General features: G+C 68.0%; 9 protein-coding genes. 4 read left to right on the plus strand and 5 right to left on the minus strand.

The features are described 5' to 3' along the window. Positions 1–29: 29 nt before the first annotated feature. Together QE360_RS11755 and QE360_RS11760 are read right to left on the minus strand one after the other, a co-directional pair. Positions 30–1,397, minus strand: a complete 1,368-nt coding sequence (locus QE360_RS11755; RefSeq protein WP_309701724.1) for an MFS transporter — start codon at positions 1,395–1,397, stop codon at positions 30–32. Between the two features lie 205 nt (positions 1,398–1,602). After that, positions 1,603–3,840 (minus strand): DPP IV N-terminal domain-containing protein, encoded by a 2,238-nt coding sequence (locus QE360_RS11760; protein ID WP_309701726.1) that lies wholly within the window; start codon positions 3,838–3,840, stop codon positions 1,603–1,605. Positions 3,841–4,009: 169 nt separating this feature from the next. Between QE360_RS11760 and QE360_RS11765 the strand changes: the two genes are divergently transcribed. Further along, positions 4,010–5,371 carry an FAD/NAD(P)-binding protein gene (locus QE360_RS11765; RefSeq protein ID WP_309701727.1) on the plus strand — a complete coding sequence of 454 codons (1,362 nt, stop codon included), beginning with the start codon at positions 4,010–4,012 and terminating at the stop codon, positions 5,369–5,371. 26 nt (positions 5,372–5,397) lie between these two features. Here QE360_RS11765 and QE360_RS11770 read toward each other — a convergent pair whose 3' ends face one another. After that, a complete protein-coding gene (locus QE360_RS11770) occupies positions 5,398–6,915 on the minus strand; it encodes a tryptophan 7-halogenase (protein ID WP_309704147.1) in 1,518 nt (505 codons plus the stop codon). A gap of 207 nt (positions 6,916–7,122) precedes the next feature. Between QE360_RS11770 and QE360_RS11775 the strand changes: the two genes are divergently transcribed. Further along, positions 7,123–9,660 carry a TonB-dependent receptor domain-containing protein gene (locus QE360_RS11775; RefSeq protein WP_309701728.1) on the plus strand — a complete coding sequence of 846 codons (2,538 nt, stop codon included), beginning with the start codon at positions 7,123–7,125 and terminating at the stop codon, positions 9,658–9,660. A gap of 65 nt (positions 9,661–9,725) precedes the next feature. Then, positions 9,726–10,748, plus strand: coding sequence for a LacI family DNA-binding transcriptional regulator (locus tag QE360_RS11780; RefSeq protein WP_309701729.1), 1,023 nt, complete (start codon positions 9,726–9,728; stop codon positions 10,746–10,748). Positions 10,749–10,856: 108 nt separating this feature from the next. Here QE360_RS11780 and QE360_RS11785 read toward each other — a convergent pair whose 3' ends face one another. Continuing rightward, a complete protein-coding gene (locus QE360_RS11785; protein ID WP_309701731.1) occupies positions 10,857–11,282 on the minus strand; it encodes an organic hydroperoxide resistance protein in 426 nt (141 codons plus the stop codon). 119 nt (positions 11,283–11,401) lie between these two features. Between QE360_RS11785 and QE360_RS11790 the strand changes: the two genes are divergently transcribed. Continuing rightward, the gene (locus QE360_RS11790; RefSeq protein WP_309701733.1) at positions 11,402–11,848 is read left to right on the plus strand and encodes a MarR family transcriptional regulator; all 447 of its coding nucleotides are present in this window, start codon (positions 11,402–11,404) and stop codon (positions 11,846–11,848) included. A 37-nt stretch (positions 11,849–11,885) separates the two neighbouring features. On the opposite strand, the gene QE360_RS11795 is transcribed toward QE360_RS11790, so the two are convergent. Beyond that, positions 11,886–14,282: a hypothetical protein gene (locus tag QE360_RS11795; protein WP_309701738.1), complete on the minus strand. Its 2,397-nt coding sequence runs from the start codon at positions 14,280–14,282 to the stop codon at positions 11,886–11,888. Positions 14,283–14,355: the final 73 nt, after the last annotated feature.

Genomic DNA, 14,355 nt, shown 5'->3' on the forward strand with positions numbered 1-14,355 from the left:
TACCTCGGAGCAGAAAGGGGGGAGGGGGATCAGGCTTGCGGCACCGCGCCCAGGGGCAGGCCGTCCCGCCCCCGCGCACGCACCGTGAACACGGAGACGGCGGCCAGCAGCATCAGCACACCGCACAGGGTCAGCACATTGCGCGGATCGCCGCCCAGCCAGTCCTGGTAGAACAGGGGCAGGGTCACGCCGAAGATCAGCATCGGAATGACGATCATCATGTTGAAGATGCCCATATAGACGCCCGTCCGCTCGGGCGGGATCGAGCCCGCCAGGATGACGTACGGGTTGCCCATCATGCTGGCCCAGCCCAGCCCGATGCCGATGGCGGGCAGGAACAGCATCGCCTTGCTGGTGACATGGGGCATCGCGATCATGCCGATGCCGGTGATGACCAGGCACAGCGCATGGAGCGGCGCCGCCCCCCAGCGCTTGGCCAGCGGCACCATCGCAAAGGCCGCGACGAAGGCGACGCCGTTATAGAAGGCCGCGACCTCGCCGTTGGTCAGCACGGCGGCATGGAAACCCGAGGACGTCGCATCGGCGGTGCCATAGACCGAGCGGCCGATCGCATAGATGACATAGTTCCAATAGGCCATCATCGCATACCATTGGAACAGGCTCATCAGCGCCAGCTTGCGCATCGGCATCGGCATGGCGCGGATCGCGTCGCCGATCTCCTTGAGCACCGGCCCGATCCCCTTGGGCGCGGCGGCGATGCGCGCGCGCTCCGCCTCGCTCGTCGGCAATTCGGGCACGCGTCGGATCGACCAGACGATGGTGATGAAGGACAGCGCCGCGCCGATCATGAAGACCACGCGCGCCGTATAGGGGATATTGTGCCCGTCCACCCAATCGGGGTTCATCCCCGCCCAGACCAGGATCGAGGGGGTGAGGAAGGCGAGCATCTGCGCCAGGCCGGTAAAGGCGCTCTGGGTCAGAAAGCCGATATTATGCTGCGACCCGTCCAGCCGATCGGAGACATAGGCGCGATAGGGCTCCATGGTGATGTTGTTGCCCGCGTCGAGGATCCAGAGCAGCGACACCGCCATCAGCAACGACGAGCTGAGCGGCATGAAGAACAGCCCCAGCGCGCACAGCACCGCGCCGACCAGGAAATAGGGGGTGCGGCGGCCCCAGCGGCTGTCGGTCCGGTCGCTCATCGCGCCGATCAGCGGCTGGATCAGCAGGCCCGTCATCGGCCCGGCCATCTGCAACAGCGGAATCTGCGCCTCCGACGCGCCCAGATAGCTGTAGATCGGCGCCATATTGCCCTGTTGCAGCCCGAAGCTGAACTGAAGGCCCAGAAAGCCCAGATTCATCTCCAGGATGCGGACCAGCGAAAGGCGGGGTTTGATCGGGGCCATGGTTCCGGCGGCGGGGGTGGACGGGGTCATCGAGATCCTCTCGCACGCGGGGATGGGCCATGGTCTATCGCTGGCTTGCCGCGTCGCTCCAGATCATGCCGCGCCGCGCAAGGGATTGCAACAAACGATTGCATGAACGGCTGCGCATGTTTCGCTCCCAAAGTGGCACGGCCTGCGACCGATCAGGGCGTCTTCTTTGCCCGATCGGCCGCGCGCCCGCTCCGCGCGGAAGGCCTCACCGCCCGCCGGGCGGCAGGTTCGTCTCCAGATAGCGGGTCATCAGCGAATAGAGGTGGATGCTGGTATTCTCGCCCTCATAGATACCGTGGCTGCGGTCGGGATAGGCCATCATCGAGAAGGGCTTGTTGAAGTGGATCAGGCGATCCACCAGCTGGTCCTGGTTCTGATAATGGACATTGTCGTCCAGCGTGCCGTGGATCAGCAGCAGATTGCCCTTCAGCCGGTCGGCGAAGGTGATCGGCGAACCATTTTTATAGCCGTCCACATTGTCCTGCGGTAGCCCCATGTAACGCTCCTGATAGATGGTGTCATAGAGCGTCATGTCGGTCGGCCCGGCCACCGCGATGCCGGTCTTGTAGAGGTCGGGATAGCGGAACAGCGCGTTCTGCGTCATCGCGCCGCCGCCGCTCCAGCCCCAGATGCCGATCCGGTGGGGATCGATATAGGGTCGCGTCGCCAGCATCGTCTTCACGCCCGCCGCATAATCGGCGGAGGCGAGGATGCCGACCTGGCGATAGATGCTCTTGCGCCAGTCGCGCCCGCGCGGGGTCGCGGTGCCGCGCGGATCGAGGCTGGCGACCAGATAGCCCTTTTGCGCCAGCATCCGGTGCCACAGACTCTGCGCCCCCGCCCAGCGATCCGCGACCGTCTGGCCCCAGGGTTCGCCATAGACGAAGTACAGGATCGGATAGCGCTTGGCGGGATCGAAGCCCGGCGGCTTGATCAGCCAGCCGTCGAGCTGCGTGCCGCCGCCGATATCGACGCGGAAGAATTCGGTGGCGGGCAGGCCGCTGTCCCGGACGACCTTGGCCAGCGGCGCGTTGGCGGCGAGCGTGCGCAGCGGCTGCTGGCGCGTCATGTCGAGCATGTCGGTCACCGGCGGCGCATCGAAGCGGGACACGGTGTGCAGCGCCCAATGCTCGCCCGGCGCGATGTCGTAGCTGTGCGTACCCGGCTGACCGGCAGGGGTCAGCCGCTCGACCTTCGGACTGCCCGACAAGGTGGTGCGATAGAGGTAACGCTGGGTCGGATTGTCGGGCGAGGCGATGAACCAGGCATAGCCCGCCTTCTCGTCGACATTGAGCAGCTCGACCACGTCGAACTGGCCCGGCGTGCGCAGGCTCGCGCGGCCGCTGGCCCGGTCGATGGTGTAGAGATGCCGCCACCCGTCGCGTTCGGACAGCCAGGTGAAGCGGCGCCCGCCGTTCAGCCATTCGGGCGCGACATTGGCCTCGACCCAGGCGGCGTCCTTCTCGGTCATCACCGGCCGGACCGAGCCCGTCGCCGGATCGCCGAGCAGCACCTTGTACGTGTTCTGAAGCCGGTTCGACTGCTGGATGAAGACCGCGTCCGATCCACCCGCCCAGCTCATCTGCGGCACGTAGTTCTGGCGCGGGTCGCCATCGAGCTTGAACCAGCGGGTCTTGCCGTCCGCCACATCGACCGCCGCCACCGTCACCGCCGAATTGGTCGTGCCCGCCTTGGGATATTGCAGCGGAATGACCTGCGAATATTGGCCGCCGGTATTCTTGATCATGTCGAACGTGCCGACGCCGCGCGTGTCGAAACGGAAAAAGGCGATCCGCCTGGAATCCGGGCTCCAGTCGAAGGCGCGGTGGACCGAGAATTCCTCCTCATAGACCCAGTCGGCCAGGCCGTTGACGATATAGTCGTCGCCGTCCTTCGTCAGCGCCAGCGCCGCGCCACCCTCGACAGGCTCGACATACAGGTTGTTCTTGTGGACATAGGCGATGCGGCGGCTGTCGGGCGAGATGCTGGCATAGAGGGTGGTCGAGGCGGGCAGGTTGCCGCCGACCCGGTGCAGCTTGCGCGTCGTCCGGTCGAACAGCCAGTAATCGGCCAGCGCATTGGTCCTACGGAAACGCTGGCCGTTGGTCTGGATCAGCAGCCAGCGGTTGTCGGGCGACCATTGATAGCTGTCGATGTCGAGCGGCGTGGTCGCGCCCGGCGGGACCAGATCGGTCGCGGGCACCACGACCGTCCGCGCGCCATCGGCGATCGTGTAGCGCACGATGTCCTGCCCGCCCTTGGGGCCCGCCTCCAGCGCGAGATAGCTTTCGCCGTCCTTGCCCCAGCGGCTTTCCCGCACCGATTGCGTGCGGACCGCGCCGGGCCCGAAAATGGTTTCGACCGACAGCGATGGGGCAGCGGGCGTCGTCGCGGTCTGCGCCGCGACGGGCAGGGAAAGGGCCAGCGGGGAAAGGGAAACCAAAAGCCCGGAAATTCGCCAGCACGACCGCATCGACCCGCCCTATATTCGCTTGCAAAGCGCATAGCGTAACGGTGCTGGCCAAAATCGTATACAGAAATCTGCGTGGCGATCGCGGCCGATGCGATTACAGACGGTGGCGGTTCGCGACGAGGAAAGGAACAGCCGGATCATGACATCGGGGATCGACCATGTCGCGATCATCGGCGGCGGCTTTGCGGGCACGCTGCTGGCGATCAATCTGGTGCGCCATGGGGGGCCGCGCGCCACGCTGATCGAGCGGCGGGCGAACCAGCTGGCGCGCGGCGTCGCCTATAGCGCGGCGCATGCCGAACATCTGCTGAACGTCCGCGCGGGCAATATGAGCGCGCTGCGCGACGATCCCGATCACTTCGTCCGCTGGCTGGTCGCGCGCGGGGCGGGGGATGCGACGACCTTCGTGCCGCGCCGGGTCTATGGCGACTATCTGCGCGACCTGCTGATGGAGACGATCGCGGCGGACCCCGCGCGGCTGACATTGGCGAGCGGCGAGGTAACCGCGCTGGAGCGGGCGGGGCAGGGCTATCGGCTCGACCTGGCGGAGGGCGGTTCGCTCGGCGCCGACGCGGTGGTGCTGGCGCTGGGCAATCTGCCGCCGCATACGCCGCCGGGGATCGATCCGGCCGTGCTGGCCCAGGGCTGCTATCGCGAGGACCCCTGGGCGGGCGACATTGCCGAGGGGCTGGGCGCGGACGACCGGGTGTTGCTGGTCGGCAGCGGGCTGACCGCGATCGATGCGGCGTTGCTGCTGGACGCGAGCGGCTTTGGCGGGCGCATCGTCGCCATCTCGCGCCGGGGGCTGGCGCCGCGCCGTCACGCGGAGACCCCGCCGGTCGCGCCGCTTCGTGAACGCCCCGCCGCCAGCCTGTCGGCGCTGGTCCGGCATGTCCGCTGCGCCGCCGCCGAACAGGGCTGGCGCGGCGCAGTGGATGCGTTGCGGCCGGTGACGCAGATGATGTGGGGCGCCGCCGATGGCGCGACGCGCGCGCGCTTCCTGCGGCATGTCCGCCCCTATTGGGACGTGCACCGCCACCGGCTCGCCCCCTCGGTCGCCGACCGGGTCGATGCGCTGGTCGCGGCGGGGCGCCTGTCGATCGCGGGCGGCAAGCTGGTGCGGGTCGAGCCGGACGGCGCGGGGGCGATGGTCCATTGGCGACCACGCGGGGCGGAGGCGGTGGAGACGCTCCGCGTGGCGCGGATCGTCAACTGTACCGGGCCGCAGGGCGACCTGCTCCGCTCGCGCGAACCGCTGATCCGGCAGTTGCTGGCGGGCGGCATGATCCGGCCGGATGCGCTGCGGATCGGGCTGGAGGTCGATGCGCAGAGCCATGTCGTCGCGGCCGATAGCGGGGTCGACGACCGGCTCTATTGCATCGGCCCGATGACGCGTGGCGGCTTGTGGGAAGTCGTGGCGGTCCCCGACCTGCGCCAGCAGAATTGGGAACTCGCCCGTCGGCTCGCCCATGCGCAATGGGTGGGCGGCGAGGGGCTTTGACGCTTTCCCTCCGATAAGCCGCGTCGTTACGCGGTCGCCCCGATGCGCTTCAGCCAGTCGGCATGGCTGGGCATCGATTCCGCCATCTGTCCGATCGCGTCGGCCAGCTTGCCGACGAACGCGCGGCTCTGTGCGGGGTCGCCATAGCTGAGCAGCGGGTCGCGGCCCTCGGGAATGTTGAACTGGCCGAGATGCACCGCCGCCCAGCTCGCCGGGCCGAACAGGTCCATGTCGCGCGCGACCAGCCGCCCGCTCTCGCGGAAATGCCCGATCTTCATCGCCAGCGTGTCGGGGATCGGCATGGCCGCGCAGTCGCGCCATAGCGGCGTATCGGTCCGCTGCGTCAGCTTATAGTGCAGGATGATGAAGTCGCGGATCCGCTCATATTCGGTGATTGCGACGCGGTTATATTCCTCGATCGCGGCGGGGGCGAAGGCGCGGGTCGGGAAATAGGCGAGCAGCTTGGCGATGCCCGCCTGGATCAGGTGGATGCTGGTCGATTCGAGCGGCTCCATGAACCCGCTCGACAGGCCGATGGCGACGACGTTGCGGTTCCAGAATTGCTTGCGCCGCCCCGTCGTGAAGCGCAGCGGTCGCGGATCGCCCAGCGGTTCGCCGTCCAGGTTCGCCATCAGCGTCGCCGCCGCCTCGTCGTCCGAGACATGGCGGCTGCAATAGACATAGCCGTTGCCGGTGCGATGCTGGAGCGGGATGCGCCATTGCCACCCGGCGGCGCGCGCGGTCGAGCGGGTATAGGGCGTCAGGCCGTCGCCGCCGGTCACGCACGGCACCGCCACCGCGCGGTCGCAGGGCAGCCAGTGCGTCCAGTCTTCATAGCCGGTGGCGAGCGCCTCCTCGATCAGCAGCCCGCGAAAGCCCGAGCAGTCGACAAACAGGTCCGCCGCCAGCACGCGCCCATCCTCCAGCGTGACCGAGGCAACATGACCGCGCATGCCCTCCAGCGCATGGCCCGCGATCCGCCCTTCGATACGCACCACGCCGCGTGCCTCGGCATAGCGGCGCAGATAGCGGGCATAGAGCCCGGCATCGAAATGATAGGCATAGTCGAAGGTCGAGGCGACGCTGCGCGGGTCGGCCATCGGCGCGGCGAACCGGCCGCGTCTGGCCGCGCCCCACGCCATCGACAGTTCGTCGAACGGCACCGTCGCCCCCTGGGGCCCGCCCGCCGCCAGCCAATGCTGATGCACCGCGACTAGATCGAAGGATTTGCCGTGCGTGCCGAAGGGGTGGAAATAGCGATGCCCCTCCCGACCCCAGCCGACGAACTCGATCCCCAGCTTGAAGCTGCCCTTCGTCTCGCGCAGGAACTCCGCCTCGTCGATGCCCAGCGTCTGGTTGAACAGCCGGATCGGGGGGATCGTCGCCTCGCCGACCCCGACCGTGCCGATCGCATCCGATTCGACCAGCGTGATGGTCAGCCCGCGCGGCATCGCATGCGCCAGCGCGGCGGCGGTCATCCACCCGGCGGTGCCGCCCCCGACGATCAGGACCGACCGGATCGCCTCGGCGGGGCTGTCGCTCATCATGCCATCCTCTCCCTTTTGCCGCGCCATATCATGCAAAGGTTTGCGATCCCACCGTCTCGATGCCGGGCCAAGCACTGTGTTTTTCCGATCACAGTTAACGGATTTTTATGCAATGGTTTGCAAAGTCAGGCTTGCAAACGATTGCTCATGTGATAGCCAGTCTCCACGACATCCCGGCCACCGGGGCGAATCAGGAGAGGGTGAATGACGACGGGCGTTCTGCGGTCTTGCGGATCGATGGCGGCTCTGGCGATGGCACTGGCCAGCGCACCGGCCTTTGCACAGGCGACGAGCACGCCGGCGGCTCCGGCCGCGCCGGCTCCCCAGGCGGGCAGCATCCCCGATGCGGGCGTGTCGAGCGAGGACATCGTCGTCACCGCCACCAGCGGCGAGCGTTCGCGCTTCCGCAGCTCGATCTCGGTGTCGCAGGTCAGCCAGGAGGCGATCCAGAATTTCACGCCGCGCTCGACCGCCGAGATCCTGCGCAACATCCCCGGCCTTCAGCCCAGCGACACCGCGGGTCCGGGCGGCAACGCCAATATCGGTGTGCGCGGCATTCCGGTGTCGACCGGCGGTTCGGAATATGTCTCGCTCCAGGAAGACGGCCTGCCCGACGTCTTGTTCGGCGACATCAACTTCGGCAACAACGACTATTGGCTGCGCTTCGACCAGAATGTGAAGACGGTCGAGGCGGTGCGCGGCGGTTCGGCCTCGACCTTCGCCAGCCAGGCGCCGGGCGCGGTCATCAACTTCATCAGCAAGACCGGCGAGACCAAGGGCGGCCAGATCGCCTATTCCAACGGCCTGGGCTTCCGTGAACACCGCGTCGACTTCGACTATGGCGGCCCGATCGACGACAATACGCGCTTCCACATCGGCGGCTATGCGCGCAACGGCGGCGGCTACACCAACGAGAATTTCAACATCCTGCGCGGTTACCAGATCAAGGCGAACATCACGCGCGATCTGGCCGACAATCGCGGCTTCATCCGTCTGTATTTCAAGCGGCTGGACGAGCAGGCGCCGACCAACACCACCACGCCGACGCTGGCGACGCTGGACGGCAACCGCGTGACCGGCTTCACCCCGCTGCCCAATTTCGACGGGCGTTCGGGTTCGGCCTATACGATCTACAACCGCAACTTCCAGTATCTGGACTATGACAATGGCGGCGTGAAGTCGGCCGAGGTGCAGGGCATCCATCCGCGCGTCACCGGCATCAGCGGCCAGATCCATTACGACTTCAACGACAATATCTCGCTCGACGACACGATGCGCTATCAGTGGATCAGCGGGAACTTCACGACCCAGTTCATCAACGTCCAGACCCGGACCGGCAGCGGCGGGCTGATCGGATCGACCGTCAACGGCCAGACCGTCGGGTCGATCCGCTATGCGGCGGGTCCGAAGACCGGCCAGCTGTTCACGGGTTCGTACATCAACAACAATCCGAACATCAACGTGTTCATGAAGAACATGGATAACTTCGCCAACAACCTGACCCTGAACGGCAAGTTCCAGGTCGGGCCGGGCAAGGCGCGGCTGACCGCCGGTCTGTTCGTGATGCGCCAGAACATCGTCCAGGACTGGCACGTCAACCGCCAGTATAGCGAGCTGAACGGCGAGAATGCCGCGCCGCTCGACCTGTTCTCGACCACCGGCACGCAGCTGACCGCCGCAGGCCAGGCCGGGTTCAACGACAATTGGGGCAGCTGCTGCGCCCGCCGCGTCGACCTGACCTATACCGATGTCGCGCCCTTCCTGCAGGCGGGCTATGAGGTCGGCGGGCTGAACCTCGACGCCTCGATCCGCTATGACAGCGTGCATGGCGAAGGCACCGCGCAGGGCGGTATCGCGGGCCCCAACACCCGCGTCTCGGATGCGCTGGGCTCGGCGGTGATCTCGTCGCTGGTGCTGAACCCGACCGCCGAGAAGATCAACTATACCGATGGCTATGTCAGCTGGTCGGTCGGCGCGCTCTATGCGTTCAACAGCAAGACCAGCGTCTTCGCCCGCGCCAGCCGGGGCGGCCGCTTCAACGCCGATCGCCGTGTCCTGTCGGGCAATTTCAACGCCGACGGCTCGCTGAACAGCCAGGGGCAGGCGACCTCGGTCAACTATCTCAACCAGCAGGAAATCGGCCTGAAGCAGCGCGGCGGCATCTTCGGCGCGTCCTATTCGGTCGAGATCACCGGCTTCCGCTCGACGCTGACCGAGAACAATTACGACTTCACCCGGATCAACAACCCCGCACCGAACAACAATCCGAACATCTCCAACGGCTATCGCTCGCTGGGTATCGAGTTCAGCAGCCGGGTGAGCTATGGCAATTTCCATCTGGCCGCCGATGCGACCTATGCGAATTCCAAGATCACCAGCAGCGCGACGCCGTCGCTGGTCGGCAAGAAGCCCGGGGGCCTGCCCGACTTCCTGTTCGTCGTGTCGCCCTCCTATGACGCCGGTCCGATCGCCTTCGGCGTCAGCGTGAACGGCCAGACCAGCACCAAGTCGGACGACTTCAACCTGTACACGATCAAGGGTTCGACCTTCGTCAACGGCTTCGTGACGGTGCGCCCGACCGAGCGGCTGGAACTGGGCCTGAACGTCAACAACCTGTTCGACAAGCTGGGCTTCCGTGGCGGCGGCGGGCTGTTCCCGATCCTGTCCTCGACGCAGGGCGTGTTCAACAATACCGCGCTGTACGGGCGCACGGTGACGGGGTCGATCCGCTATCGTTTCTGACAAAGACTCTCCCTGGGGCGGGTGCCACTTGGCATCCGCCCCGCTTTTCGTTCAGGAGGCTGGCCATGACCGATCTGGCTCCACCCGCCCGCACCCTGAAGGACATCGCCCGGCTGGCAGGCGTGTCGCCCGGTACCGTCAGCCGCGCGCTGGCGGGCAAGAGCGTGGTCAATGCCGAGACGCGGCAGCGGATCGAGGCGCTGGCCGCCGAGCATAATTTCCAGATCAACCAGATGGCCCGTCGCCTGCGCGCGCAACGGACCGGCGTTGTCGGGGTCGCCATCCCGCTGGGTCACGAGCGGCGGCAAAGGCTGTCCGACCCCTTCTTCATGACGCTGCTCGGCCATCTCGCCGACGAACTCGCGGCGCGCGACCATGACGTGATGCTGTCGCGGATCATCCCCGACGACGACGACTGGCTGTCGCGTATCGCCCGGTCGGGCATGGTCGACGGCGTGCTGCTGATCGGCCAGTCGGACCAGCTGGCGGTGATCGAGGCGGTGGCCGCGACCTATCGCCCGCTGGTCGTCTGGGGCAGCAGCCTGCCCGGCCAGCGGCATTGCGCGGTCGGGGTCGACAACCGGCTGGGCGGCCGAATGGCGGGCGAGCATCTGCTGGCCGCCGGGCGGCGTCGCATCGCCTTCATGGGCGAGGTCCGCACGCTGGAGCTGGAACAGCGCCATGCCGGGCTGTGCGATGCGCTGGCCGGGGCGGGGCTGGAGCCGCCGCTGCAATTCGACGTGGCGCTCGCGCCCGAGCTGATGCCCGACCAGATCGCCGCCAATCTGGCGCGGCTGCGCGAACGGGGGCAGACGGTCGACGGCATCGTCTGCGCCTCGGACATGATCGCGATGGCGACGATGGCGGAACTGGTGTCGTCCGGCCTGAGCGTGCCGGGCGATGTCGCGGTGACGGGGTTCGATGATCTTCCGCTGGCCGAACGCGCCATTCCGCGCCTGACGACCATCCATCAGGACCTGCGCGCCGGGGCCGAGGCGATGGTCGCCGCGCTGTTCGCACGGATGGAGGGGCGGGACGTCCCCGGCGTCGAAATGCCGCCGCGCCTGGTCGTCCGCGATTCCGCCTGACCCGAAAAAAGGTGCGGTCCGCTGGGAGATCGGACCGCACCGTCAGGATGGGAGTACGCTTATGGGAAGGGACCGGCGCGGCCAGGGTTGCGCCCCGCTCCCTTCATGTCAGGCCAGCGTCAGGCCGACATCGACATTGCCCCGCGTGGCATTGGAGTAGGGGCAAATCTGGTGAGCGGCCTCGACCAGCTTCTCGGCCTGGGCGCGGTCGAGGCCGGGCAGGGCGATGGTCAGGTCGGTGGTGATGCCGAAACCGCCCGCCGCGCGCGGCCCGATCCCGACCTTGGCGGACACCGACACATCGTCGGGCACCTTCACCTTCAGCTGCTGTCCGGCGACCTTCAGCGCACCGATGAAGCAGGCCGAATAGCCCGCCGCGAACAACTGCTCGGGATTGGTGCCGTCGCCGCCGGCACCGCCCAGTTCCCTGGGGGTCGACAGCTTCACGTCGAGCGTGCCGTCCTGCGTCCGGGCATGGCCGTCGCGACCGCCGGTGGCGCTGGCCTGGGTTTCGTATTTCACGTCGATCGTCACGGTTGGTCTCCGATGGTTCGATAATCGTTATCGCGATACATATATGGCGTCACAGTTCGGGCTTGTCCAGCGCTTCTTTTATCGCGATATGTATTTCCTGCTCACACGGGAGATGGCGGATGTCGGCGCCTTGGCCGCTCGACGAACAACTGTGCTTCGCGCTTTATGCGGCCAACATGGCGATCCAGCGGACCTACAAGCCGCTGCTCGACCAGCTGGGGCTGACCTATCCGCAATATCTGGCGCTGCATGTGCTGTGGGAGGAGGACGGTCGCACGATCGGCGCGATCGCCCAGCGGCTGGCGCTGGAATCCAGCACCGTCACCCCGCTGGTCAAGCGGCTGGAGGCGGCTGGGCTGGTGGCGCGCGAGCGCGATCCGCAGGACGAGCGCCAGGTCCGCGTCCGCCTGACCTCCGGCGGGCAGGATCTGCGCGACCGATGCGGATGCCTGGGCGAGGAACTGATCGCGCGGGCGGGAATGCCGGTCGACGATCTGCGCGCGCTTCAGGCCGAGGTTCAGACGCTCCGCCGCGCGCTGGAGGCACGCGACGCGGGCGAGGCTTGATCCCCTACGATCCTGCGCCGCGCGAAGGGCGCGCCCGTCAGCTGGCTGCCCCCAGCGTGAAGACCACGCCCGGCGCATCCCGCAGGATCAGCGACAGCGATCCGTCCTTCAGCACCGGCACCGCCAGCCGCGCCGAGGTATAGCCCGCCGGGACGCTGATCGCGCCCGCCATGTCGGGCGTCGTCGCCACCCGGTCGATCAGGAACAGGTCGCGTCCCTCCAGCTGGCATCCCTCCGCCTGGCATCGCACCGTATCGATCTGCGGCAGGCGGACCAGCGTCGCCAGCGGCACCCAGTCGCCCTTGATGCCGCCGCGCACCAGCCGGAAACGCAGCGGCCCGGCCGCCGCCGGACCCAGCCGCGCCGGATCGAGTGTCGCGACCGCGATGTCGGGCGAGGACAGGCGGACGTCGTGCCCGCCCTCCAGCGTGACGCTGGCGCTGCCGTCCGCCGTCGCCACCTCGATCGCGTCGCCGGGGGTCAGCCGCGACCCCTCGACCGCGCGGATCGAGAAGGTCAGGCGCGCGGTGTCGGGCAACACCGTCTCGTCCCGCGTCGCGAGCGGCAGCCCGTGCGTGCCGTCCCTGGGGCTGAGGCTGCGCGCGGCGAGCGTGGCCGCCGGGCGCGGCGGCGCGGCGGTGATCGGCACCGACAGGGTGCGGCCGTCGTTCAGGCGGATCCGCGCGCTCGTCCCCTCCGCCGCGCGCCCGTCGGCGGCGGTGGCGATCAGCCGGTCGGTATCGCCGTCGCGGGTCAGGCCGTCGGGCGACAGGCGAACGTCACCGATCTCGACCCCGGCAATCTCGTCCAGCCGCTGGCCGGTCAGCGTGACGAAACGGTCCCCCTTGGCCAGGGTCACCGTGTCGATACGGCTGGCGGGCGAAAAGGCCCGGAGCGCAACGGTGCGGGGCGTGGCGGCGCCCACCTGCTGGATGTCCAGCGTGACGTCACCGGCGCGCGCACCCTTCATCGGCAGGGTGACGGTGATCGTGTCGGCGCCGCGCAGGGTGAAGGCGACCGGCTGCGCCGCGCCGCCGCTGCGCATGGTGACGCCGGTGACGCAGGCGGCGGCCGATCCGGTCAGCTCGACCGCATTGTCGCGCCCGACGACCAGGCTCTGCCCCGCATCGCTGGCGCGCCAGTCGCCGCCATCGGGGAATTGCAGCGTGAAGGACGGCCCCTCGAAGGGATCGAAACCCCAGTCGCCATGCAGCCGCGCCGTCACCTTGCCCGACAGGCCCCCCTGCGGCAGCGGCTCGGCCAGGACATAGCCGCCGCGATCGGCACGCGCACGCACGGGCAGGTCGAAGCGCTTGCCGTTCGCCATGGTCAGCGACACCGCCATGTTGCGCGCAAATCCGGTCGAATAGATCAGCGGCGCACCCTCGACCGGCAGGACCAGCCCCGGCCGCGCCCCGCAGAGCGGCTGCTCCCCCGTCACGCGCAGCCGCGGCGGGCTGCCCGCGTCGATGGCGGGCATGGCGGCGACCAGCACCGATTTGGGCTTGGCGAAGGACGGCGCGGCGTTGAGCAGCAGCGACAGCCGGTCGCCGTCGCGCGTCGCCAGAGTCGGCAGATAGCCGAACTGCGGATTGCCGAACGCGCCGAACACGCGGGCGATGTCGCGGATTACGCCGATATAGGGGCTGTAATAGCCCAGCCCGGCCTCGCGCGTGTAGCTGAGCTGCAACGCGAGGTCGGTCGGCGCACCGACCAGCGTGTCGGTCATCGAGCTGCTGTGAATGTCCGCCAGCACCAGCGAGTCGCGGTTTTCGAGCAGACAGGCCGCCTGCAACTCGATCACCCGGGCCAGGCAGTCGGGGTTCAGCTTGATCGCCAGGCTGTTGGACAGCGCGGGCGCCAGGGTCCGCAGGAATTCGGGGTGGCTGTTCTCCTGCGCCCGGATCGCCGCGACGAAGGCGTTGAGCCGCGATCGGTCGAGCGAGGCCTGGTTGAGGTCCTGCACCGCGCGGACGAACTCGCCCGGCCGGTCGCGCACCGCATCGACGATGGTGCCCGACGCGCCGCCGGTCTCGGGCACCAGGAACAGCGCCATCTGCCGCGCGCCCTTGGGCACGGTCAGGGTCAGGCGGCGATCCTTGTCCTTGGCCTTCCACGTCTCGGCCGAATCGACCCAGTTCTTGGGCGGGGGATTGGTCGCGCCGCTCAGGAACGCCGAGAACAGGATATAGTGCGCGCGCTGGTCGCCCGGCAGGTCGGCCTCGATCGCCAGCTTGTCGCCGGTCGCCAGGTTGGGCACCTCGGCGATGGGCAGGGTCCGGCCGCCGCGCGTGACCGTGATGCGCAGGCCGGGGCCGGGCAGGTCGAAGGGGGCCGGGTCGGCGGCGCAGACGGTGGCGGTGCCCAGACCGGCGGCGGCCAGCGTCAGCGCCAGGATGCGACGGGAAAAGCGGGGGCGGGGGGCGGGGAGCATGGCCGGGACTAATGCCCGTTCCGCCGCCCCGATCAAGCCGTTCGCGGCAGATGACATGCGCGTGTCATCTGCC

It is taken from the genome of Sphingomonas sp. SORGH_AS_0789 (assembly GCF_031453055.1).
Classification (GTDB): Bacteria; Pseudomonadota; Alphaproteobacteria; order Sphingomonadales; family Sphingomonadaceae; genus Sphingomonas.

Excerpts from the sequence above, each read along its gene's own strand:
- QE360_RS11755 (WP_309701724.1), bottom strand. The coding sequence starts at position 1,397 with ATGACCCCGTCCACCCCCGCCGCCGGAACCATGGCCCCGATCAAACCC.
- QE360_RS11770 (WP_309704147.1), bottom strand. The coding sequence starts at position 6,915 with ATGAGCGACAGCCCCGCCGAGGCGATCCGGTCGGTCCTGATCGTCGGG.
- QE360_RS11765 (WP_309701727.1), top strand. The coding sequence starts at position 4,010 with ATGACATCGGGGATCGACCATGTCGCGATCATCGGCGGCGGCTTTGCG.
- QE360_RS11775 (WP_309701728.1), top strand. The coding sequence starts at position 7,123 with ATGACGACGGGCGTTCTGCGGTCTTGCGGATCGATGGCGGCTCTGGCG.
- QE360_RS11790 (WP_309701733.1), top strand. The coding sequence starts at position 11,402 with ATGTCGGCGCCTTGGCCGCTCGACGAACAACTGTGCTTCGCGCTTTAT.
- QE360_RS11795 (WP_309701738.1), bottom strand. The coding sequence starts at position 14,282 with ATGCTCCCCGCCCCCCGCCCCCGCTTTTCCCGTCGCATCCTGGCGCTG.
- QE360_RS11780 (WP_309701729.1), top strand. The coding sequence starts at position 9,726 with ATGACCGATCTGGCTCCACCCGCCCGCACCCTGAAGGACATCGCCCGG.